Raw genomic sequence first — 23,678 nt, forward strand, 5'->3', positions numbered from 1 at the left:
GACAAAATTGTTTAGTAAACAGTATACAGGAATTATAAAAAAAGTAAACGGTTTCCGTTTTGATGGGAGTGAAATGATGGATATTACGCATAGAAAAACAGATAAAAATTTCATCTTATTTGATGAAAAGAGCCGAGTCTTCCATTTACGAAATACATTTCTTTCTTATCTGATAAAGATAGAAGAAAGCAATGTATTGGCGCATATTTATTTTGGCAAACCAGTCAAGCAGTACAAAGACAATAAAAATTATCCCCGAAGAGATCGTGGATTTTCAGGAAATGTTCCCTTAAATCCTGACCGGTCTCTGTCGAAAGATACACTACCGCAAGAATACTCTTCTCATGGCAGCATGGACTTTCGAACGCCCGCATCGATCATTCAGCGCAAGAATGGGTCAGACTTACTGGATCTGAGATATGACAGCCATTATATTACAGATGGGAAGCCAGAGATCGAAGGCTTGCCTCAAACTTATGTGATGGACAAGTCAGAGGCACAAACGTTGGTGATTTCACTTAAGGATAGAGAAACAGCGATTTATTTCGATTTGTTTTATACCATATTTACTGATAGAGCAGTGATCACACGATCTGTAAAGATAAGAAATGAAACCGGAGAAACAATCAAACTAGAAAAAGCAGCTAGTTTCCAGCTAGACTTTGCCCATACTAGGCGATTTGATGAAGTCATTGCTTTGCCAGGAGCACATGTCAATGAAAGACAGATTTCACGGCAATCTGTTTTATCTGGAACAAAAGTATTTGAAAGCCGTCGAGGAACGAGCAGTCACCATATGAATAACTTTATTGCTTTAGTTCATCATCATACGACAGAAAATACTGGAGAAGCGATCGGACTTCAATTTGTTTATTCCGGCAACCATTCTTTCGAACTTGAAAAAGATCAAATCAATCAATTGAGAGTCGTCGGTGGGATCAACAGCCATCGTTTTTCGTGGGAATTGAATGCAGGCCAGTCTTTTCAAACACCTGAAATGATCCTTTCTTACTCAAGTCAGGGATTGAACAAAATGAGTCAGATCCACCATGAGTTGCTACGTGAAAGAATCGCAAGAGGTCGTCATCAATTTGCTGAACGGCCGATTCTGGTCAATAACTGGGAAGCCACTTACTTTGACTTCAATAGTGAAAAAATCAAGGCGATCATTGATGAAGCAAAGGAGCTAGGCATCGAAATGTTCGTATTAGATGATGGCTGGTTTGGAAAAAGAGATGCGGACAATTCTTCATTAGGAGACTGGTTCGAGTATGAAGGCAAGTTGACAAATGGATTACGTGAAATAGCAGATTATGCTCATAGCAAAGGGTTGAAATTTGGTTTATGGTTTGAACCTGAAATGATCTCGATTGATTCTGAACTGTATCGAACACATTCTGATTTTCTTATGCAGGAGCCAGGTAGAATGCCTTCTGCTTCCAGATCACAACATGTACTGGATTTTACAAGGTTAGATGTTCGGCAGACGATTGAGAAACAAATGAGAAAGATTTTAGATACGATTCCTCTTGACTACATCAAATGGGATATGAACCGTTCGCTTTCAGATGTCTATTCGATTACCCTTGACCCACAGAGACAAGGAGAAGTAGCGCATCGTTATATGCTCGGGCTTTATGAACTACTTGAACATTTGACAACTGATTATCCGGAAATCTTATGGGAAGGCTGTTCTGGTGGAGGTGGACGGTTTGATGCCGGGTTTATTTATTATATGCCGCAGTCATGGACAAGTGATAACACGGATGCAGTGGAGCGTATGAAAATCCAATATGGAACAAGCCTTGCTTATCCGATTTCGTCCATCACAGCTCATGTATCAGCTGTACCAAATCATCAGACCGACAGATCTACTTCGTTGAAAACAAGAGGAGAAACAGCTATGAGCGCTGTTTTTGGTTATGAACTGGATTTGACAAAGCTGTCTCCTGAAGAAAAAAAGCAAGTCAAAGACCAAATTATATCCTATCAAACGATTCGTCCGGTGATCCAGTATGGCCATTATTATCGTTTGGCGAGTCCTTTTGAAGAAAATATTGCCGCATGGATGTTTGTGTCTCCTAAACAAGATGAAGCTATTGTGTTTTTAGGGAGGATACTAGCTTCAGCTCAACCAGCGTTCCATGAAGTATATCTGATGGGGTTAGATGATGAGGCACTTTATCAGGAACAGACCTCGAAGCGGATATTTTCGGGGGCCGAATTGATGACAGTTGGACTTTACTTCCCCGATTTTCAAGGTGATTTCCAAACAGAACTGCTTCATTTCAAAAAGTTATGAGAGAGAAGGAAAAAAGTATGAAAGCAAATATAAAATGGTTAGATGATCCACAAGTTTTTAGAGTGAACCAATCAAATGCACATAGCGATCATGTTTGCTATGCAACAAGGGAAGAAGTAGAAACCACATCCTCCCTTAAACAGTCTTTAAATGGATCATGGCGTTTTTGTTATTCGCCAAATCCTTCGGTACGACCAAAAACATTTTATAAAAAAGATTTTGATGCCTGTTCTTTTGATGAAATCACTGTTCCTAGTCATATTGAATTAGCAAATTATGACAAGATCCATTACATCAATACGATGTATCCGTGGGAGGGACATGTATTTCGCCGTCCCCCTTTCACGACAAGCCCTGAGAAAGAGGCGGAAGGGATCTTTTCAGCTGCTAAAGACAATCCGGTTGGTTCGTATTTGACGACTTTTCGATTAGAAGAAGGTCTAAAGGGAAAACAAATCTCGATTCATTTTGCTGGTGTAGAACAAGCAATGTTTATTTGGTTGAATGGTCATTTTATCGGGTATGCCGAAGATTCGTTCACTCCGTCTGAATTTGATTTAACACCTTATTTGGAAGAAGAAAATATTCTAGCTGTGGAGGTTTACAAAAGAAGTACAGCTGCATTCTTGGAAGATCAGGACTTTTTCCGATTTTTTGGGATCTTCAGAGATGTCTTCTTAGTTGCTCGAGGACAAAACCATTTAGAAGATCTTTGGATCAAACCTCGCTTAGATGACAAATGTCAAAATGGCAAACTTGAAGTAGATTTGTCTTTTGAGCAAGTAGCCAAAAACAGTCAGCTGAATGTAGCGATACTAGATCCTGATGGGAAGGAAATCTATCAACAGCAATATCCGTTAAAAGAGCAAATGACGATTCGCATCGATGGATTTGAAAATGTGGCACTGTGGGGGCATTTTCAGCCCAATTTATATAAGCTTGAATTGGAGACGATAGACGAAGAAAAAAGAGTAACAGAATATATTGACTATTCCTTCGGTTTTCGTAAAATCGAAATCAAAGATAAAATCATATACTTCAATGGAAAACGGATGATTATCAACGGGGTAAATCGACATGAGTGGCATCCGAAAAAAGGACGCGCCATCACTATAGAAGATATGGAAAAAGATTTGGCTATCATAAAAAATGCAAAGATCAACGGCGTACGGACATCTCATTACCCCAACCAGATCACTTGGTATTATTTATGCGACCAAGCAGGAATCCATGTGATGGCGGAAACGAACCTCGAATCCCATGGCTCATGGCAAAAAATGGGCGCATTTGAGCCTTCTTACAACGTACCAGGTGCAGTACCTCAGTGGCAGGCGGCTGTTCTTGATCGAGCAAAAACGAATTTCGAAACATTAAAAAACCATCCAAGTATTCTTTTTTGGTCTCTTGGAAATGAATCTTATGCGGAAGAAAACATTCGACAAATGAACGATTACTTCAAAAAAGTAGACCCCGATCGACTTGTCCATTATGAAGGGAATTTTCCAAATCCAGCATTCGAAGATTCGATTTCAGATGTAAAAAGCTGCATGTATGCGCCACCAGAAGAGATCATTGACTACCTTGAAAATAAAGCGGAAAAACCGTTCATCTTATGTGAATATATGCATGACATGGGGAATTCGTTAGGTGGAATGGATTCTTACATGACGTTGCTTGATCGTTATGAAATGTACCAAGGAGGCTATATATGGGATTTTAAAGATCAGGCGATCCAAGTGACTGATCCAATCACAGGCAGAGAAGTGATGCGCTATGGCGGTGACTTTGACGATAAACCAAGTGACTATGAATTCTCAGGGAATGGAATCGTTTTTGCAGATGGACAAGAAAAACCCGCCATGCAGGAGGTAAGATATTATTATGAAAAATACAGTAAATAAAAGTCATATGGATACGGAAAAAGTTGCAATCGTCTTCGGCGACTGTACATTAGGTGTCAAATCGGGGAATACGCATTATATTTTTTCTTATACAAGAGGCGGACTGGAATCGCTCAATAAAAACGGAAAAGAATGGCTATACCGGGAAACACTTCCAGTTTTTTGGCGAGCAACGACCGATAATGACAGAGGTAGCGGATTTGGATTTAAATCCGGTATGTGGTTAGGAGCCGGATTGTATCCAAAAGTCAAAGAAATAGAAGTACTGGTGGACAATAAAAAGATCGATTTGCCGATTGCTCCAGTAAATAATCAATATTCAAGTAATGAATACGCTGAAACGGTTGAAATCATTTTTACACTGGAAATCAACACAGTACCAAAAACCCAAGTGACAATTTCCTACCAAATCGCTGGAGAGGGTAAAATGCTTGTCAATATGCATTATTATGGACAAAAAGGATTACCGGAATTACCCGCATTGGGTTTAAGGTTCATTATGCCAACGAAAGCAAAATTTTTTGAGTATGAAGGCCTATCAGGGGAAACATATCCGGATCGGATGGCTGGTGGTGTCGAAGGTATTTATAAAGTGGCAGGACTCCCCGTTTCCCCATACCTTGTTCCCCAAGAATGCGGCATGCATATGGAAACGAAATGGGTAGAACTAACAAGAAATCAAACGTTGGATAATACGGATAAAGATCAAGAAGATTTTTCGTTGCGATTTGAACAGCAGGATACGCCATTTGCTTTTTCCGCTTTACCATTCAAAGCAGAAGAACTGGAACAGGCAACACATATAGAAGAACTACCGCCAGAAAGACGAACGGTTCTTACGATTTTTGCAAAAGTAAGAGGAGTCGGGGGTATCAATAGCTGGGGAGCGGATGTTGAGTCACCTTACCGAATCAGCAGCGAAGAGGACCATGAAATCGGCTTTATTATTCAGTAGCAATCTTTAGATTATTATTTGAAAAACGGAGTGTACAAGACAAAGCTGCTTTATTCTATATGTCATGAATAAGGGAGTAAAAGAGTCTCAGAGTCTTTTGTTCATGACTATTTTCTTCAATAAAACCAATTGTTATTTTTCTGAAAAACAAAGTTAACTATCAGAAAATTAAAAAAAGTTTCATAAAAATGATTGACAGTCGATTTTTTTATGTCTATACTAGGTACAATTCTTACATCAGTTTGGAGCGATTTTTTATGAAATCTAGAAAACTTACAAAACTGAATACGTATTACTTTAGCTATTTTAGATAGGTTTGTATTCATGACTTCGTGGGTACAAACAAACCAGGTTTGTATCTATGATGGCTAAAGATTTTTAAACACGACTTACAGCCACGTAGAGAAATTCATCTATAGTGGCTATTTTATATTTTTGCAGCGCTTTTTAAGGCTCGTTGAAGATGTTCACTGTAGAGGCAATTTCCTACAGGGACATCTTTTTTTGTTGATTATCTGGGTCATAAGTAGGAAAGAAGGAGCGAAAATGAGAACAACAGGACACGGTCATTTAGTAGGAATCAATGTAAAACCACCTTGAAAAAGTAGAGAAAATCAGCCAAGATAGATAAGTAAACAAAAGAAAGCGGGAAAAACAATGATAGTAATTATGAAAAAAGAAGCAACGGAAGAACAAATAAAAAAAGTCGTCGATCATATCGAAAAAGAAGGATTCAAAGTCTCAATCGATCAAGGAACAGAACGAGTAGTGATTGGACTAAAAGGTGATACGCGAAGTTTACAAGAAGGAGCATTTACACGCTATGAAGGAGTAGAAAATGCTGTGCGTATTTTAAACACATACAAATTGACTTCTCGAGAATTCCATCCTGGCAATACAGTCGTGGATGTAGACGGAGTAAAAATTGGTGACGGCAGTTTCGTGACGATGGCTGGTCCTTGTTCTATCGAAGGATTAGACCAAATCAGAGAATGTGCGCGAATGGCCAAAGCCGGGGGCGCAAAAATTCTGCGAGGTGGTGCCTTCAAACCACGTACTTCTCCATATGCTTTCCAAGGTTTAGAAGAAGAAGGATTGAAATACATCCGTCAAGCGGCTGATGAATTTGGAATGAAAGTGATTACTGAAGTGATGGATGAAGGGCATATCGATATGGTGGCTGAGTACAGCGATATCCTACAGATTGGCGCACGTAATATGCAAAATTTTAAACTGCTATCTGCTGTCGGTAAAACAGGTAAACCTGTTGGATTGAAACGTGGAATTTCCGGTACGATCAATGAATGGCTTAATGCTGCAGAATACATTGCAGTCGAAGACAAATCTCCTGTCATTTTTATCGAACGTGGAATTCGGACTTACGAGACAGCGACACGTAATACGTTTGATTTAAGTGCTGTCCCATTGATGAAAAAATTAACTCATTTCCCTGTGATTGTTGATCCAAGTCATGGTACAGGAATTTGGGATCTTGTACCACCAATGGCTCGTGCGGGTGTGGCAAGCGGAGCAGATGGCATGATCGTAGAGATCCATCCTGATCCTGCAAATGCTTGGTCAGACGGTCCCCAATCGTTGAATGAAAAGACTTACTCACGCATGATGAAAGAAGTTGCGATCATGAAAGAAGCAATGGAAAAGATTCAGACACTCGATTAATTCCAGCTTTTTAAAAGAAAGAAGTGAAACGAATGCTTACTGTACATGTTGATAACCAAAAATACGATATTCATATTGAAAAAGGCGCACTAGAACAGGCTGGATCATGGCTTCAAACGATTTGGAGACCTCAAAAAGTAGCTGTGATCACTGATACAAACGTTGCTCCACTATATGCAGAAAAAATCATGTTCCAATTGAGACAAGCTAATTTTGAACCAGTCCTTTCAATCGTACCGGCGGGTGAGACCAGTAAATCTTTAGAACAAGCAGCTGAGTTATACGATTTTTTAGCAGATAATGATTTTACCCGCAGCGATGGGATACTTGCACTTGGTGGAGGAATGGTGGGTGATCTAGCCGCATTCGTGGCCTCGACGTTCATGCGTGGGATCCATTTCGTTCAAATTCCGACTACGCTACTTGCACAAGTAGATTCTAGTATTGGCGGGAAGACAGCAGTCAATACAAACAAAGCGAAAAACCTTGTCGGAACATTTAGCCAGCCAGCTGGTGTATTGATTGATCCGGAGGTTCTAAAAACTTTGCCGGTACGTCGTTTACGAGAAGGAATCGCTGAAATCATCAAATCAGCAGCTATAGCAGATGCAACGCTTTGGAAACAGCTGAACGAGCTGAAAGACGAAAAAGATCTTCTGGAACATGCTGTTCCAATCATTACTGCTACGTTGGAAATCAAACGAAAAGTAGTGGAAGAAGATGTCTTTGACCAAGGAAATCGACTTATTTTAAATTTTGGTCATACAATTGGCCATGCAATTGAAAATACAGCAGGATATGGGGTAGTCAGTCATGGAGAAGGAGTAGCTATTGGAATGGTAGCCATCACTTCTCATGCAGAAAAAATCGGCTTGTCTCCAACTGGAACGACAGCTGCTTTAGAAAGGATACTTCAAAAATTCCATCTGCCGATTACGTACGATCTAAGTCATCCAGATGAATTATTCCACGCGATAACCCATGATAAGAAAGCAAGAGGAAGCCAATTGAATATCATCTTGCTAGAAAAGATTGGGCAAGCAAAAATCGTTCCTGTTCCCACCGAGACATTCAAAGATTACTTAGGAGGACTGTAAGATGCGTTATATGACTGCGGGAGAATCCCATGGACCAGAATTAACAGCGATTATTGAAGGACTACCAGCAGGATTACCTCTGTCAGAAGAAGAAATCAATCATGAACTCGCTCGCAGACAAGCTGGTTACGGCAGAGGAGGAAGGATGAAGATCGAAAAAGATCGTGTTCGGATCACGTCTGGCATCCGTCACGGCAAAACAATTGGTTCACCTGTCACTTTAGTGGTAGAAAATAAAGATTGGAAAAATTGGACAACTGTCATGTCTGTAGCAGAAGTGCCTGAAAAAGACCAATCACTGCGGCGAGTTGCACGTCCGCGTCCAGGACACGCGGATTTGGTAGGCGGTATGAAATACCATCATCGAGATCTTCGGAATGTGCTTGAACGGTCCTCTGCAAGAGAGACGACCATGCGTGTAGCAATCGGCGCAATTGCCAAGAAAATTCTGGAAGAACTTGACATCATCGTAGCAGGACACGTGATTTGTCTTGGTGGAATCCAAGCAGAAATACCTGGAAATATCTCCATTCAAGAAATCAAAGAAATTTCTGAAGCGTCAGAAGTACGAGTTGTTGATCCAGCAGTTGAGCAAAGAATAAAAGATTTGATCGATCAGACAAAGAAAAATGGAGATACGATCGGAGGAATTGTAGAAGTGCTCGTTGGAGGCGTTCCAGCTGGATTAGGAAGCTACGTACAATGGGACACGAAGCTAGATGCCAAAATCGCACAAGCTGTGGTTAGTATCAATGCCTTTAAAGGCGTAGAATTTGGGGTCGGATTCACTTCTGGTTCATTACCAGGCTCAGAAGTGATGGACGAGATCCTATGGGAAGAAGAAAGAGGCTATTTCCGACGTACCAATAATCTAGGCGGCTTCGAAGGCGGAATGACCAATGGCGAACCACTTGTCATTCGCGGGGTCATGAAACCCATCCCTACATTGTACAAGCCACTTCAAAGTGTTGATATCGATACAAAAGAACCTTACAAAGCAAGTGTAGAACGTTCGGATAGTACAGCAGTTCCTGCAGCTAGCGTCGTTGCGGAAAATGTTGTAGCCACTGTTGTAGCGACAGAGCTATTGTCAAAATTCCCAAGTGATTCGCTTGTTGAGTTGAAAGTTGCAGTGAAGGAGTACCGTGACTACTTGAAACATTATTAAAAAGGGGGCAAATAAGATGGCACAACATGTTTTTATCGTGGGGCTTGGACTGATTGGTGCTTCTATGGCACTTTGTATTCGTCAGACCAATCCAGAACTGATAGTAGTTGGTTGGGATAGTCAGTCAAAAACCCGTGAGCAAGCAGTAGAACAGCAGATCGTTGATTACGTTGCAAATGATTTTGAAACAGGTGCAGAACAAGCAGACGTTATCTTATTAGCCGTTCCCGTCCGTACAACCTTAGCTTATCTTGATGTCCTTGAAAGAATCAACTTGTCTGATCACGTCATCATTACGGATGTCAGCAGTACGAAGCAGCAAGTCGTGACATCTGCTGAGCAGAAAAATCTTCGGTTTGTCGGTGGACATCCAATGGCTGGTTCTCATAAATCAGGTATACAGGCAGCAGATGCTAAACTATTTGAAAATGCCTATTACATCTTTACACCTTTGGAAAAGACGAAAAAAGATGTTGAAAAACTGCAAGAACTATTTTGCGGAACCAAAGCAAAATATGTAACTCTTACAGCAGGAGAACATGACCGTATAACAGGAATGCTAAGTCATTTTCCACATATTCTGGCAGCTGGTTTAGTCAATCAGGCAGAACAATTCAATCAAGAATATCCGCGAGCCAAACAACTGGCAGCAGGAGGCTTTCGAGATATCACTAGGATCGCTTCCTCAGATCCTGTCATGTGGACAGATATTTTGTTGAGCAATAAGCAGATATTATTGGAACGATTGGCAGATTGGCAACAAGAAATGACACAAATAGCAGAATGGATCATGACTGAGAACCAATCGGAAATCTTTTCTTTTTTCAATCGGGCAAAAGAAAGTCGAGACCAGTTGCCTGTCCATAAGCAAGGCGCGATTCCTGCCTTTTTTGATTTATTTATCGATGTGCCAGATGAACCTGGCGTGATTGCAGAAGTAACTGGACTGATCGGAAAAGCGGGAGTTTCTTTGATTAATTTGAAGATCCAAGAGACCAGGGAAGATATTTTAGGAATACTGCAAATCAGTTTTAAAAACCAACAGGATTTGTTACAAGCAAAAAGAATCATTATGTCTAATACCAGTTATCATTGCTGGATCAAATAGGAGGCTGGATAAATGCAATTATTACAACAAATACATGGATTAAGAGGGACTGTTAGGATACCAGCAGATAAATCAATTTCCCATCGCAGCATCATGTTTGGAGCAATTGCTGAAGGAACGACGACTATACAAAATTTTTTGCGCGCAGAAGATTGTCTGAGTACTTTACATGCCTTCCAACAATTAAGTGTCGAGATCGAAGAAGAGGAAGAGGTGATCAAGATTCATGGTCGCGGTAGCCACTCATTTGTCCAACCAACCGAATCAATCGACATGGGAAACTCCGGTACGACCATACGTTTATTGATGGGTATTTTGGCTGGACAGCCTTTTACGACTACTCTGTTCGGGGATGCTTCGTTGTCTAAACGTCCAATGGGGCGAGTGATGGAACCTTTACGCGAGATGGGCGCTGACTTGCAAGGAAAAGAGAATGAGCAGTATCTACCAATCACTGTGACAGGAACCAACTCTTTATCACCTATCCGATACAATATGCCTGTAGCCAGTGCGCAAGTCAAATCTGCTTTGCTGTTTGCGGCATTACAAGCAGAAGGCACATCCGTAATCGTTGAAAAAGAACGTTCCCGTAACCATACGGAAGAAATGATTCGTCAATTTGGCGGAAGGATCTCAGTAGAAGGTAAAACAATCACGGTAACAGGACCACAAAAATTAACTGGTCAACAGATAACTGTTCCAGGCGATATTTCATCGGCTGCTTTCTTTCTAGCAGCAGGGCTTCTTGTTCCGGAAAGCCAACTGTTGTTAAAAAATGTCGGGGTCAATCCAACAAGAACCGGTATCTTAGATGTGCTGGAGGAGATGGGCGCAGCGATTACCCAGACGAATCACAATGAACAGAACCAATCGGCTGATCTAAGTGTCAAGACGAGTCATTTGAAGAAAGCAACGATTGGTGGAGAAATCATTCCGCGTCTGATTGATGAATTGCCCATTCTAGCTTTAGTGGCTACTCAAGCAGAAGGAATCACGATCATCAAAGACGCAGAAGAATTAAAAGTAAAAGAATCCAACAGAATTGATGCGGTGGCAGAAGAATTACAGAAAATGGGAGCAAAGATAAAAGCGACAGCAGACGGTCTGATCATCCATGGGCCGACACCTCTGCAGGGCGCAAAAGTGTCCAGCAGAGGCGATCATCGAATCGGTATGATGCTGCAAGTAGCTGCTTTGATAGCTGATGGACCTTGCGAACTAGAAGGAGCTGAAGCTGTTTCAATCTCTTATCCGGCATTTTTTGACGATTTAGCAGAACTTGTGTCAGGAGGAGAAGCTCATGGCTAGCATTTTGCTGATTGGTTTCATGGGCGCTGGAAAAACAACAATCGGTAAAGGGTTAGCTCAACGTTTACAAAAAGAGTATGTAGATTTAGATACAAAGATTGAGGAACATATCCAATTGTCGATTGCCGAATATTTTCACTATTACGGTGAAAAAAGCTTTCGAAAAGTGGAGTCAGATATTTTAAGAAAGCTGTCAAATGAAGACAAAATTATCGCGACTGGTGGAGGGATTGTCCAAAGTGCAGAAAATCGGCGTTTTTTAAAAACACAGCCGATTGTTCTTTACTTAGAGGCAGAAGCGGACTGTCTAGTTGATCGTATCCAACAAGATGAAACGTCTATTCGACCTTTAGCTCTTGGAAAAACAAGAGAAGAAATAAAAGCATTATTGGCACAACGACTTTCTTGGTATGAAGAAAGTGCGACACATCGAATCAACACGACCAATCAAACACCAGAAAAGATCATCGATACCATTATAGAAAGGATCAAAAGCATATGAACGTCAGCTATCTAGGGCCAGAAAGTTCATTCACTTATCAGGTGGCTTGTCAGCTATTTCCTACAGAACAATTGACTGCGTATGCTTCCATCCCTGCTTGTTTGCGCGCTTTGTTTCGCAAACAAGTCGATCTGGCTGTCGTTCCTGTAGAGAATTCATTGGAAGGATCTGTTCATCACACAATCGATCTTCTTTCCAAACATCCAGAAGTCGAAGTTAAAAGTGAAATCGTTCTTCCTATCAAGCAGCAGCTTTTAGGCAATCCAGCAACAAAGATTACAAAAATCCTTTCACATCCACAAGCACTAGCACAATCACAACAGTTTTTAGAAACGCATTATCCTAATGTTCCTTTAGTAGCAACAGAATCAACAACTGCTGCAGCAATGTATGTAGCAGAACATCCGAAAGAAGACGCAGCAGCGATTGCTTCATTAGAAACAGCACAGCATGTTGGATTGGAGATCTTAGCTGAGAATATCCAAGATAATGAGTTGAACCAGACACGTTTTTGGATCGTCGGTGACCGAAAGATGACCAGCCAGCAGTCAGCTCCAGTAAAAATGAGTGTCATCTTGACACTACCTGCTAATCGGCCAGGGATGCTTCATAAAATGCTGGCAACTTTTAGCTGGCGGGAAATCAACTTAAGTAAGATTGAATCCCGACCATTGAAAACTAGCTTGGGAGAATATTTTTTCGTGATCGATTTGTTGTTGGACCGCCCAATGACATTAGTAGAGAATGCGCTCCAAGAAATCAAGATGCTCGGAGGAGAAAGTCAAATATTGGGCTGTTATCCAGTGCTGACAGTAGAAGAGACGCGTAGATGAAAGTCAAGAATACTGATTGATTTATTTAACTTAAAATAAAAAAATCAGCGCTTGGCTATTCTTTATTTTTGATATTCTGATTGATTTTTAGGAAGAAGCGGTAGACAAATCGTTACAGTCGTTCTTGTCCCAATCACTGATTGGATTGTTAAGCCATATGCATCGCCATACATTAGGCGTATCCGCTCATCTACATGGCTGATGCCGATTCCTGAAAAATGATCATTTTTTTGTTTGGTATTTTCAGTATCGAAGCCATCGCCGTTATCAATCACTTCGAATAAAAGAAGCTGATTTTTTGTTTTGCCGTACACCGTGATGAATCCTTGCGTTTTATTGTGAAAAGCATGAAGATAGGCGTTTTCGATAATTGGTTGAAGGATCATATTCGGCATAGATAATGACTGCAGTTCATCAGGAATCATTATTTTAGCCGAGATTCTTTCGCCATATCGCATACTCAAAAGATCGATGTAACTTTGTACGCTTTTGATTTCTTCCTTGACTGGAATCACTTCTTCTTTTTTCCCAATCGTACTTCTTAGTAAAGTAATGAAACTGTCGATTCCTTGAACTGCTTCATCTGTTTTTTTCTGCCAAATCAAAAATTTCAAGCTAGTCAGCGTATTATAAATAAAATGGGGCTGTATCTGTGCTTGCATAGTTTGGATTTCAAGCGAACGTTTCTTCTTTTCGTCTTGGATCGTCTGTTCATAATGATGCTGCGCATTACTTAGCAATTGATTGATCGTATTCCCTAGCAATTGGACTTCATGGCTTCCTTGTACAGGAACAGTAGCTTTTAAGCCATCTTCCTCTAGCCATTTTAGCGAATCAATCAAGCGGTAGATCGATTTTGTGTGTCGATCCAAATACATAAATACCAATGAGCCAGCAAAAGCAAGTGTCACGATATTATACAAAATAATCGGAAAAATCACGCCCATTTGGTTAGACAAAGAATGAAGATCGACTTGACTGAGTAATGTACAATCCTGGCGGTACAAAGGAAGACGGGTCAACTGCTGTCCATTTGAAATCGTTGTTTCACCTACTGTTAGTTTTTTGAAAATCATTGATCGGCTCCCAATTGTATTTTCTTCATTTGATGCGATGATCGTCTGTTCTTCGTTCATGAAGGAGATCTTCGATATCTCAGGATTTACTACAGATTGAAAAAGATTCGCTAGTTGCTTGGATGAGATCGATAAAACAGCATATCCGTAAACGTGATTCAATGTATTTTTCAGTTTTTTGACAAAGAAGACGCTGGGTGCTTTCTTATCGCGAAGAGTCAATCCGTGGTGTGCAAAAAGCATTTGTGTATCAGCAGCACGTTCATTCACTCTCTGAGCAATCGCAGATTGAAAAAAAGAATCGGCAGATACGGCAGTGAGCATGTCGTTTCCGACAAAAGTTCTTCCATTTTCTCCAAAGATCAATATATCGTAATCGATCATTGGATGGATTTTTGAAAGAGAGTCATTCATTTTTTGGATTGTTCTTAGTTGCTGAAGCTGTTCCATATGTTGGGCTGGATCATTGGAAAAATAGCTTTCGACAGCTGGATTAGAATCAAAAGCGGCTAATGTATTCTCGATTGTATCATTCAAACTTTCAAATTCAGATTGAATCTTTTTTAGTACCACATCATTCGATTGATTGAACAGCTGGATATAGGCATCCCTTGATCGATGATAAATAAACAAAGAGATGACGATGGCTTGCAGAAAAAGACCGATGAACAAAATGAACAGAAGTTTGGTAAAGAGTTCATGCTCTTTGATTTTTTTTCTCATTTTACAAAAGTTCCTTTACGGTATTGAGAAGGTGTCATTCCTGTCTCTTCTTTAAAAACTCTGGAGAAATAACCCAGTTCGGTATAGCCGACTTTCTCACAGATTTCCGTCAAAGTAAGCCGTGTTTCCGTTAAAAAGAGCTTGGCTTTACTGATACGGACTTTTTTTAGATATTTTGAAAAGTTGATGCCAAATTTTTCAGTAAAGATGGCTGAAAGATAGCTATATGAAAAATGATATTTTTCGGATAGAAGTTGTAAATTGATTTCTTTCTCATAATTTTCCTGGACGAACTCGTAGATCAAAGTCAAGATATCGAAATTGTCTTTTTTTGCATTTGCAGAAAAGTGGGTGAGTTTCTCAAGTGTTTCTTTGACAAGAATAGAAAAATCTTCGAAATACTCAGCATCGGCTAATAAAGAAGGAAGGGCGATCTTGAGCAAAGAAAGTTCTTCATTCCCAACATGCTCGTCAGCCAAAGCGTTGAGTAATGCATAGAAACGATTGATTGCCTCATGTTTCAAATAAGCTGGATCAATAGGCTGTTCCAATATCGTCGTGAAGAAATTCTCAAGTTCTTTGATAGCTAAAGCGTAGTCTTTATGAACGATTTTTGTTAAATAACTACTTGCTTGCTGCTCGTGGTTGGTTAATAACGGAAGAAGTTCATGCTGATAAGCAAGGTTCTTTCCCTTATGATAGAAACGTTGTCCTTTGGTGCAATTTCTGATCTCTTGGAATATTTCATTGATATCTTGGATTGCAAAAGAATCAGAAACAACAAAAAAATCACCTGGAAAAACTTCTTGACGAAACTTTTGAACAAACTTCCTAAGTGTATCTTTGGAATCAGTATTGATCACATAGCCGGATTCTTCCGAAAAGGTAGAAACAGGATAAATAGTAAACGAATCGTCGCTATCCATCAATGAATGGGTGATCGACTGTTTTTGTTTAGAGCCTTGTTTTGAACTGAATGGCCGTTTTTCGGTATATAACAGAAAAAACAGGGTGTGTTCAAAAAGAAGAGGGTCAAGCAATGGACGAGTTTGTCCAGCAATCTGCTGTGAAAGATTCTCGCAAATCTGCTCATAACGATTGGTGATTGGGCTTTTGTTGGGCTTTTTTTTGATTTTTTGTGAAACGGCAGTTAAGGAATTTAGAAAAAAATCAGGACTCAATCGAGGCTTTAAAAGATAATCAGCGACGCCTTCTTTAAAAGAATCTTTAACCATATCAAATTCATCATAGCTAGAGAGGATAAGGATCTGTGTTTCAGGTTGTTGCTGTTTTAATAGCCGCGATAATTCGATTCCATTTAATTCAGGCATCATTACATCTGTGACCACGATATCGATTGCATGTACCAAAGAAAAATCAAGCGCTTTCAATGGGCTGGAAAAAGTCCCTATTAATTGAAACCCGTGCTCAGACCAATTGATCAACTGTTTCATTCCATCTAAAATCGTCTGTTCATCATCGATAAGAATTACGCGTATTGGCATTTTTTTACCCGCCTTAAGAATAGTCTTGTAATTTAAAAATACTTATTTCTAGGAGAAAATGCAAGGATATTTTTATTTTAAAGAAACCTCACCATTTCGATCTTTGGTCTAGATGCTAAGATTATTCCTTTTGTCATAGTTGATTTGTATTTTTTTATTATTTTAGGAGAAATTTTTGAAGTATCTGAATAATAAAGAAACCGTTTTCAAATTTTGGTATGATGAATGTAGCAAACGTAAACAACTAATGGATGGAAAAGGAGCGGATAAAAATGAACATCAGAAAGTTAATTGCTGGAGTCGTTTGTTTAGCGGCAGCATCAGGTTTCTTAACAGGATGCGGAAGTGCTAGTAGTACAGCAGACAACGAAGAAAAAGTCACTGTCTGGGCGTGGGATGAGACATTCAATATCAAAGCAGTGAATGAAGCAAAAAAAGTTTATGAGAACGAAGAAACAGAGATAGAAGTTGTTACGATGTCTCAGGATGATATCGTTCAGAAACTGAACACCGCTTTAGCGAGCGGGAATACAGAAGGATTGCCCAATATCGTCTTGATTGAAGATTATAGGATACAAGGCTATTTGACTTCTTATCCAGATGCATTCGCTGATTTGTCTGCTATTGTAAAGGAAGATCATTTTGCACCGTATAAATTTGCGGTAAACAAAGTAGGAGATAAAATATACGGTGTTCCTTTCGATTCGGGCGTAACAGCAAACTTCTATCGTACGGATCTGATGGCAGAAGCAGGTTATACAGAAGAGGATATGGATAATCTAAAATGGGACGAGTATATTCAAGTAGCGCGAGATGTCAAAGAAAAGACGGGAAAGAAAATCGCTGAAGTCAATCCTTCTGACCTTGGTCGAGTAAGGATGATTATGCAACAGGCAGGAGAATGGTATACATCTGAAGATGGGGAGACAGTCACGATTCAAGACAATGCATCTTTAAAGTATGGTCTTGAATTGTTTGCCACTCTTTTGAAAGAAGATCTAGTCGAACAAACCTCTGACTGGAATGCTGGAGTAACTGCGATACAATCAGGAGCAGTAGCTTCTAGCCCAACTGGCGCTTGGTATTCTTCAACGATCCAAGGAGCAGAAAACCAATCTGGAAAATGGAAGATTGCACCAATACCTGCACTTCCAGAAAATCTGCAAAAAGCGCAAGCTTCTAACCTTGGCGGCGCTGGCTGGTATGTGATCAAAGGAGTAGCTGGAGAAGATTCAGCGAAAGATTTCCTAGAAGCAACGTTTGCTTCGAATGAAGAACTGATGGGCACTCTTGCGAAAGAAATCGGACTAGTATCTACGATGCTTAGCGCGAATGAACAAGAAGCTTATCAAGAAGCTTCTGAATTTTACAGTGGTCAAAAGATCTTTGACGATTTTTCAACATGGACATCTGAAATACCAGAAGTGAATTACGGACATGAGACCTATGCAATTGAAGCAGTCGTAGCTGAAGCTCTTCATCGAATCATCAATGGAGAAGAGACAGACAAGGTACTAGCAGATACACAAAAACAAGTAGAAGCACAATTGGCTAATTGATCGGTGGTAAAAAAGTGAATTTCTTCGCTTTTTCATCAGACAAACGAAAAGACAAAAAAGATCACGTCTGCCTTACAGATGTTGTCTTTCTTGTCTTTTCATGTAGATAATCAATGATAGAATTGGAGGGAAAAGAATGAAGCAGAAAGATTTATTCAAAAACGGGCATGCTTTTTTAATCTTGCCAGTCATTTTGATATCAATCATGGTTTTTATTCCGATGGTTTTGGCTTTGATCACGTCTTTTCAAAGTGGTCCCCCTGTCAATATGACATTTAACGGGTTAGGTAATTATCAGCGGATGTTGACAGATGCAACTTTTAAAAAAGCTTTTTTTAATACATTCCTGTATTTACTTGTACAAGTACCGATCATGTTGTTTCTAGCACTTTTTATTTCCAACCTTTTAAATGATAAAAAGTTGAAATATAAAGGGTTGTTTCGAACCGCTATCTTTCTTCCATGTATCACTTCGATGGTCAGTTATTCTCTGATCATGAAAAGTCTATTTTCTCAATCTGGCCTTGTAAACAACTTGTTGTTGGGCATTGGTATGATTGACACACCGATTGGCTGGTTGACTCATCCAATTTGGGCGAGAGTTCTGATCATTCTTTCGATCACTTGGCGTTGGACTGGATACAATATGATTTTTTTCCTTTCAGGCATGCAAAATATTGATTCGGAGATTTATGAAGCAGCATCTATTGACGGTGCTTCTAAATGGCAGCAGTTTATCAAAGTGACGATCCCAAATTTAAAACCAATCATTTTGTTTACTTCCATTACTTCGACGATCGGGACATTGCAGCTTTTTGATGAAGTACAAAATATTACTGGCGGGGGACCAGCAAATGCAACGACCACCCTATCTCAATACATCTATAATTTGAGTTATAAATTCACGCCTAATTTTGGATATGCGGCAGCAGTTTCCTTTGTTATTGTTTCCTTTATTGTGATATTGTCGATAATCCAAACGAAAGTAGGAGGAGAAAGTCGATGAAAAATATGGTAGAAAAAGAAACAATCGAACGCCCCAACGTCAAAAAACAAGCATTAGAACTTCGTTCGACAATTGGGTCAGTATTAAAGTATACAGCATTAAGCATCCTATCATTTATTTCCATTTTCCCTTTTGTCTGGATGGTTTTGGGAATGACGAATACACCCGTGGATATCACATCGGGAAAAATAAAGATTGGCAGTAACTTGATCATCAATTTTCAAAATTTGTTTTCCAATGAGCTGAATTTTACTCGTTCCCTTTGGAATTCAGCGATGATCGCTTTGGTGACCACTGTGTTTGCATTGCTGATTTCGTCAATGGCAGGATATGGATTTGTGATTTATCAAAGTAAACGAAAAGACCTAATTTTCAATATTCTACTGCTATCGATGATGGTTCCTTTTGCGGCATTGATGATCCCTTTGTATCGAATGTTTTCACAATTGAACGGAACGGTTTTGGGAATCAACAGTTTCTTGGTTGTCATCCTGCCATCTGTTAGCACTGCTTTTTTGATCTTCTTCTTTCGACAAAATGTTAAATCTTTTCCAAAAGATCTAGTAGAAGCCGCTCGATTAGACGGTCTAAAAGAACTAAGTATTTTTTTTAGAGTGTATATGCCGACGGCTAAAAATACCTATGCCGCGGCTGCAATCATCACATTCATGAGTAGCTGGAACAATTATTTATGGCCCTTAGTAGCTTTGCAATCTCCTGATAAACGGACGGTTCCGCTTGTTTTATCTGCTATGGGTGCTTCCTATACACCAGACTATGGAATGATCATGGCTGGATTAGTCATCGCTACTTTACCAACTGCCATCGTATTTTTTGTTTTGCAAAAGCAATTCGTTCAAGGAATGATCGGCTCTGTAAAATAAAAAAACACAATAAGCGCGTTCCTTCAAAGTCATTTTTCCAAGTAAAAAGATACTTTTGGAACGCGTGTTATTTTATGTTGAGAAAAATTAAATGATAACGTTTTAAGTTTGTGCTCGAAAACTCTTTCATTTTAAGGTAAACTTAAAGAGTAAAGGAGGAGGATACATGCTAAAAAATTTTAAAGAAGTGATTGCTGCTATATTGCCGATGACTGTCCTGATTGTCATTTTAACGTTTGTTTTTGCACCGTTAGAAGGAGAAGACCTCGCTTCATTTCTGGTTGGTGCGGCAATCATGATGATCGGAATGACGCTCTTTTTGTTTGGAGCAGATTATTCTATGATGGAAGTCGGAGATCTAGTAGGGAAATATATGATCAAAAAGAAAAGTTTGACTGTTTTGGTCAGTTTGGGATTTGCTATCGGGATCGTGATCACGATTGCTGAACCTTCCGTGCAAGTTTTGGGACAACAAGTATATGATATATCTGACGGAGAGATTGGCAGAGTGTTGCTGATTGGGATCGTCAGCGTCGGCACTGGAGTATTTTTAGCCTTTGCGCTACTTCGGGTCGTATTCAAGCTATCCTATTATCAATTGATGGCTATAGGCTACATAGGCGTTTTGATCGCCTCATTTTTCACCAGTTCCGAATTTATGCCGATTGCTTTTGATTCGGGCGGAGTAACTACTGGTCCAGTAACTGTTCCGTTTATTTTGGCCCTTGCCGGAGGGATGACTAGCATGATCAAACAAAAGAAAAATGAAAATGACAGTTTTGGAATGGTCGGTATTGCTTCGTTAGGGCCGATTCTTGCCGTGATGATTTTGGGGGTGATCTTCCAATGAGTTTCTGGCAGCAAGTGATAGATGGAATCGAAATCGTTACCATGGAAGTCATTTTGGCAGTGGCACCTATCGTAATCCTATTTGTTTTAATGAATATCATTAGTTTTCGTATGCGCAAAAAGCGTTTCTTTGACATTATGAAAGGTTTCTTGATAACGACTATTGGGTTGATCCTTTTCCTGCACGGAGTCAATATGGCTTATGTACCGGTAGGACAGCATTTAGGCAGTGCTATTGCGGGATTGCCTTACAATTATATACTGGTTCCCCTTGGCTTTTTAATGGGGTTCTTAGTAGGGTTTGCTGAGCCGGCGATTCATGTAATGGTCAAACAGGTTGAAGAATTGAGTGAAGGAAGGATCCGGTCGAAAGTCATGCTGATGGTGATTTCGATTGGGATTGGCGCAGCAGTAGGGTTGTCTATGTGGCGTTTGCTCGTCGGATTCTCTCTTTATTATTTCTTGATCCCAGGATATGGGCTAGCATTTATTTTAGGACGAAAAGTGGACAAGATCTTTTTAGCAATGGCTTTTGACAACGGTGGAGTAGCAACGGGTCCGATGTGTTCGACATTTATTTTATCAATGAGCGTGGCGATCGCTGCACAAATTGAGGGAAGAGATCCGATCATTGACGGGTTTGGTGTGGTTGCAATGATTGCATTGACACCAATATTATCCACTTTAGTACTAGGATATATTTATAAACGAAAAGATGAAAAAGACAGAATCGAAAAAGAAAGATTGCAAAAATTGGGGGAAAGCAAATGAAAGATCTTGTAGCATTGAATCTTCACATGATTGTGACGATCGTTGACGGAGGAACGGGCGAAGATGTTATCGACTTTTCAAAAGAAGCAGGTGCAGCAGGCGGAACGATCTTACATGGAAGAGGTTCTGGTGTACATGATTCAGGGAAATTTTTAGGTTTGGACATTTCGCCAGAAAAAGATATTGTGTTGACATTAGTACCCGATAGTTTGACGAATAAAGTAATGGATGCGATTGGTCAAGGCATCAACATCGATATTCCAGGTAATGGTATTTGTTTTAGTATTGATGTAGACAAAGTCATTGGTATCACTAAGATTCATCAATATCGAGAAATTATCGGAATGCAAGAACTTTTAGATGAAAATAAAGATAGAGAAAAGTCTGAATCATAGACAAGCGTTTGAAGAGGAAATAAACATAAACAAGAAGGCGGATGAGCGTTATTTCCGCTTTTTTGTTTGTATTTTTCTCGTGAATACTTATGAAATAGTAAATTTTTATGAAATTCTACTCTAAGCATCAGACTTTCTTTTCAAAATATGCTATTTTAAAAATGATGAAAAAAGGGGGAGAAAAATGAATTTTTTAGTTGTTTTAAAAGATACTCTGATTGAGCGATCTACATTTCTATATGTTCAATTGCAGGAAAATAAAACATTGCTGCATTTTTCACCAGAGTTCCATCTAGAGGGGCTAACATTAGGAGAAATCTATCAAGCAGAAGGGCTGTCGGCTGTTTTGCACTTTTTTAAGGTAGAATTGGAATTACCAGTAAAAGATTATATCGAGCTTTCTCTTGAATCTTGGGATCGAGCAGTGGTTGAACTGTTTCCAGAAGGTTTAATGATCGATACAAACGATGGGAAGATCCATCTGACTGCAGCAGAACTGCAAAAACAAATGCGTTATCAAATAGATGACGAAAATTCTTTTTCTATTTTTAGACGTCAGCAAAAGATTCTAAAAAGCTTTTTAAAAGTGATCAGTAAAAAACGGAATCTGATCAAAACGACACAGCTGTTGAAAAAATATCCAGGTCTGCTTCACACGTCTATTCAATTTCCTCAATTGATTACGATGATCCATCGTTTTATACGTATGCAACAGCTACCATCTAAGAAGCTATTTCTTCCATTGACGGACACATTTCGAGTAGTCAACAGAGAAGATAAAAAGAAAGTGATTGTGATTGACTTTACCAGAAATCGGAATGTCCTTCACCAAGTTGCAATGGAAAAGGCCAATTAAGGCTTTTTCTTTTTGGATTTTTTTGTCATAATAAATATTAGATGATGGAGGAGATAATATGATGCAAACATGGTTAGAAAGGCTAATACGATTTCAGCAGAACTATCACAAACTTATGCAGGGAAGATATGCGAAATTTGATCAGTTGAATCGCGGTCTATTGATTGCTGCGCTTGTCTTTAGTTTGCTAAGTCGTTGGTTGCCCTATAGAATCGGACAATTGTTGTTCATCGTCTTTTTCGGATGGATGATATTTCGTTTCCTATCAAAAAAAATCTACCCCAGACTAAATGAGAATCAACGTTATTTGAAATATCTTGATAGAGTCAAAGAAAAATATCATCAGATAACAAACAAAAAGCAAGCTAAAATGGATCGAAAAAGTTATACTTTTTTTGAGTGCCCGAATTGTCATCAAAAGCAGCGTGCACCTAAAGGAAAAGGACGAATACGCGTGACATGCAAAACATGTGGTATAAAATTCGAAACGAATGTTTAAGGGAGAAAAGAATGAAATTAGTATTATTACGTCATGGCGAAAGCGAAGCAAATTTTGAAAATTACTGGACAGGATGGCTAGATGTCGCCTTAACAGAAAAAGGAAAAGAACAAGCAGCAGTAGCCGGTCAAAAAATGCTTGAAGCTGGCCTTCAATTCGATGCCGTTTATACCTCTGTTTTGAAACGTGCGATTCTTACCGGACAAGTCGCACTAGAAGAAATGGGTCAGTTATGGCTTCCTATAATAAAAACATGGCGTCTAAATGAACGGCATTATGGGGATCTTGTGGGTAAAAACAAAGATAAGATGAAAGAAATATACGGAAAAGATCAAGTAAAAAAATGGCGCAGAGGATATACGGAAGTTCCGCCGTTAACCGCAGAAAATAGATTTGACCGCAGATATGATCACTTGGACCCGCATTTGATCCCATACGGAGAAAGTCTGGAAATGACAGTGAATCGGATCATTCCCTTATGGCAAGATCATCTAGCACCAAAACTAAAAGATCGGCAAGATTTACTAGTTGTGGGTCATGGTAATAGCATCCGAGCACTGACAAAATATTTAGAAGATGTTCCTGAAGATCAAATGGATACGATCGATATCCCAAATGCACAACCAATCCAGTATACATTAGCAGATGATTTGACAATTCTGGACAAAAAAATACTTTAAAGAACACCTTTATCTAAAGTG

Annotated in this window: 21 protein-coding genes and 1 pseudogene; 19 read left to right on the forward strand and 3 right to left on the reverse strand. The window is 39.5% G+C overall.

The genetic code is table 11. From position 1 onward, the window contains the following. Positions 1-76: 76 nt before the first annotated feature. The 10 genes from IGL70_RS05500 (at position 77) to pheA (ending at position 12,854) form a co-directional block, all read left to right on the forward strand. Positions 77-2,302, forward strand: coding sequence for an alpha-galactosidase (locus IGL70_RS05500; RefSeq protein ID WP_104765482.1), 2,226 nt, complete (start codon positions 77-79; stop codon positions 2,300-2,302). Between the two features lie 17 nt (positions 2,303-2,319). After that, positions 2,320-4,203, forward strand: coding sequence for a glycoside hydrolase family 2 (locus IGL70_RS05505; RefSeq protein WP_002289518.1), 1,884 nt, complete (start codon positions 2,320-2,322; stop codon positions 4,201-4,203). Then, entirely contained in the window at positions 4,184-5,158 is a 975-nt protein-coding gene (locus IGL70_RS05510; protein WP_002289516.1) for a beta-galactosidase small subunit, read from the forward strand. Before IGL70_RS05505 ends, IGL70_RS05510 begins: the two co-directional genes overlap by 20 nt. 657 nt (positions 5,159-5,815) lie before the next feature. Further along, positions 5,816-6,838 (forward strand): 3-deoxy-7-phosphoheptulonate synthase, encoded by a 1,023-nt coding sequence (gene aroF, locus IGL70_RS05515; RefSeq protein ID WP_002324971.1) that lies wholly within the window; start codon positions 5,816-5,818, stop codon positions 6,836-6,838. Between the two features lie 32 nt (positions 6,839-6,870). Next, the gene (gene aroB, locus IGL70_RS05520; RefSeq protein WP_086324724.1) at positions 6,871-7,935 is read left to right on the forward strand and encodes a 3-dehydroquinate synthase; all 1,065 of its coding nucleotides are present in this window, start codon (positions 6,871-6,873) and stop codon (positions 7,933-7,935) included. A 1-nt stretch (position 7,936) separates the two neighbouring features. Then, the gene (gene aroC, locus IGL70_RS05525) at positions 7,937-9,103 is read left to right on the forward strand and encodes a chorismate synthase (RefSeq protein WP_002295218.1); all 1,167 of its coding nucleotides are present in this window, start codon (positions 7,937-7,939) and stop codon (positions 9,101-9,103) included. A gap of 16 nt (positions 9,104-9,119) precedes the next feature. Further along, positions 9,120-10,211, forward strand: a complete 1,092-nt coding sequence (locus tag IGL70_RS05530; protein ID WP_002324968.1) for a prephenate dehydrogenase — start codon at positions 9,120-9,122, stop codon at positions 10,209-10,211. 12 nt (positions 10,212-10,223) lie between these two features. Next, a complete protein-coding gene (gene aroA, locus IGL70_RS05535; RefSeq protein WP_104873817.1) occupies positions 10,224-11,519 on the forward strand; it encodes a 3-phosphoshikimate 1-carboxyvinyltransferase in 1,296 nt (431 codons plus the stop codon). Next, positions 11,512-12,021, forward strand: coding sequence for a shikimate kinase (locus IGL70_RS05540; protein ID WP_002295213.1), 510 nt, complete (start codon positions 11,512-11,514; stop codon positions 12,019-12,021). The genes aroA and IGL70_RS05540 overlap by 8 nt, the downstream gene beginning before the upstream one ends. Next, positions 12,018-12,854 carry a prephenate dehydratase gene (gene pheA, locus IGL70_RS05545; RefSeq protein ID WP_104873816.1) on the forward strand — a complete coding sequence of 279 codons (837 nt, stop codon included), beginning with the start codon at positions 12,018-12,020 and terminating at the stop codon, positions 12,852-12,854. The genes IGL70_RS05540 and pheA overlap by 4 nt, the downstream gene beginning before the upstream one ends. Before the next feature lie 62 nt (positions 12,855-12,916). On the opposite strand, the gene IGL70_RS05550 is transcribed toward pheA, so the two are convergent. The 3 genes and pseudogenes from IGL70_RS05550 to IGL70_RS05560 all read right to left on the reverse strand — a co-directional run. Beyond that, positions 12,917-14,653 (reverse strand): cache domain-containing sensor histidine kinase, encoded by a 1,737-nt coding sequence (locus IGL70_RS05550; RefSeq protein WP_104857688.1) that lies wholly within the window; start codon positions 14,651-14,653, stop codon positions 12,917-12,919. Next, the gene (locus IGL70_RS05555) at positions 14,650-15,579 is read right to left on the reverse strand and encodes a helix-turn-helix domain-containing protein (RefSeq protein ID WP_025479560.1); all 930 of its coding nucleotides are present in this window, start codon (positions 15,577-15,579) and stop codon (positions 14,650-14,652) included. The genes IGL70_RS05550 and IGL70_RS05555 overlap by 4 nt, the downstream gene beginning before the upstream one ends. A gap of 318 nt (positions 15,580-15,897) precedes the next feature. Beyond that, a pseudogene (locus IGL70_RS05560) lies at positions 15,898-16,158 on the reverse strand (response regulator); the annotation flags it as partial. A gap of 272 nt (positions 16,159-16,430) precedes the next feature. Here IGL70_RS05560 and IGL70_RS05565 point away from each other — a divergent pair. From IGL70_RS05565 to IGL70_RS05605, 9 genes are all read left to right on the forward strand, one after another. Beyond that, positions 16,431-17,717, forward strand: a complete 1,287-nt coding sequence (locus IGL70_RS05565) for an ABC transporter substrate-binding protein (RefSeq protein WP_002324961.1) — start codon at positions 16,431-16,433, stop codon at positions 17,715-17,717. 136 nt (positions 17,718-17,853) lie between these two features. Continuing rightward, complete coding sequence (locus tag IGL70_RS05570; protein WP_002289132.1) at positions 17,854-18,723, forward strand: carbohydrate ABC transporter permease; 870 nt, start codon at positions 17,854-17,856, stop codon at positions 18,721-18,723. Next, the gene (locus IGL70_RS05575; protein ID WP_081156647.1) at positions 18,720-19,607 is read left to right on the forward strand and encodes a carbohydrate ABC transporter permease; all 888 of its coding nucleotides are present in this window, start codon (positions 18,720-18,722) and stop codon (positions 19,605-19,607) included. The genes IGL70_RS05570 and IGL70_RS05575 overlap by 4 nt, the downstream gene beginning before the upstream one ends. Positions 19,608-19,773: 166 nt before the next feature. Beyond that, positions 19,774-20,457, forward strand: coding sequence for a DUF1538 domain-containing protein (locus tag IGL70_RS05580; protein WP_002296409.1), 684 nt, complete (start codon positions 19,774-19,776; stop codon positions 20,455-20,457). Next, positions 20,454-21,227: a DUF1538 domain-containing protein gene (locus tag IGL70_RS05585; RefSeq protein WP_002324958.1), complete on the forward strand. Its 774-nt coding sequence runs from the start codon at positions 20,454-20,456 to the stop codon at positions 21,225-21,227. Before IGL70_RS05580 ends, IGL70_RS05585 begins: the two co-directional genes overlap by 4 nt. Then, positions 21,224-21,622, forward strand: a complete 399-nt coding sequence (locus tag IGL70_RS05590) for a P-II family nitrogen regulator (protein ID WP_002331417.1) — start codon at positions 21,224-21,226, stop codon at positions 21,620-21,622. The genes IGL70_RS05585 and IGL70_RS05590 overlap by 4 nt, the downstream gene beginning before the upstream one ends. A 184-nt stretch (positions 21,623-21,806) precedes the next feature. Continuing rightward, entirely contained in the window at positions 21,807-22,478 is a 672-nt protein-coding gene (locus IGL70_RS05595; protein ID WP_002295199.1) for a transcriptional regulator, read from the forward strand. Positions 22,479-22,536: 58 nt separating this feature from the next. Further along, positions 22,537-22,977: a hypothetical protein gene (locus tag IGL70_RS05600; RefSeq protein ID WP_002324957.1), complete on the forward strand. Its 441-nt coding sequence runs from the start codon at positions 22,537-22,539 to the stop codon at positions 22,975-22,977. An 11-nt stretch (positions 22,978-22,988) separates the two neighbouring features. Further along, positions 22,989-23,657, forward strand: a complete 669-nt coding sequence (locus IGL70_RS05605) for a 2,3-bisphosphoglycerate-dependent phosphoglycerate mutase (protein ID WP_002324009.1) — start codon at positions 22,989-22,991, stop codon at positions 23,655-23,657. Positions 23,658-23,678: the final 21 nt, after the last annotated feature.

This window comes from Enterococcus sp. DIV0901a, assembly GCF_051711525.1.
Classification (GTDB): Bacteria; Bacillota; Bacilli; order Lactobacillales; family Enterococcaceae; genus Enterococcus_B; species Enterococcus_B faecium.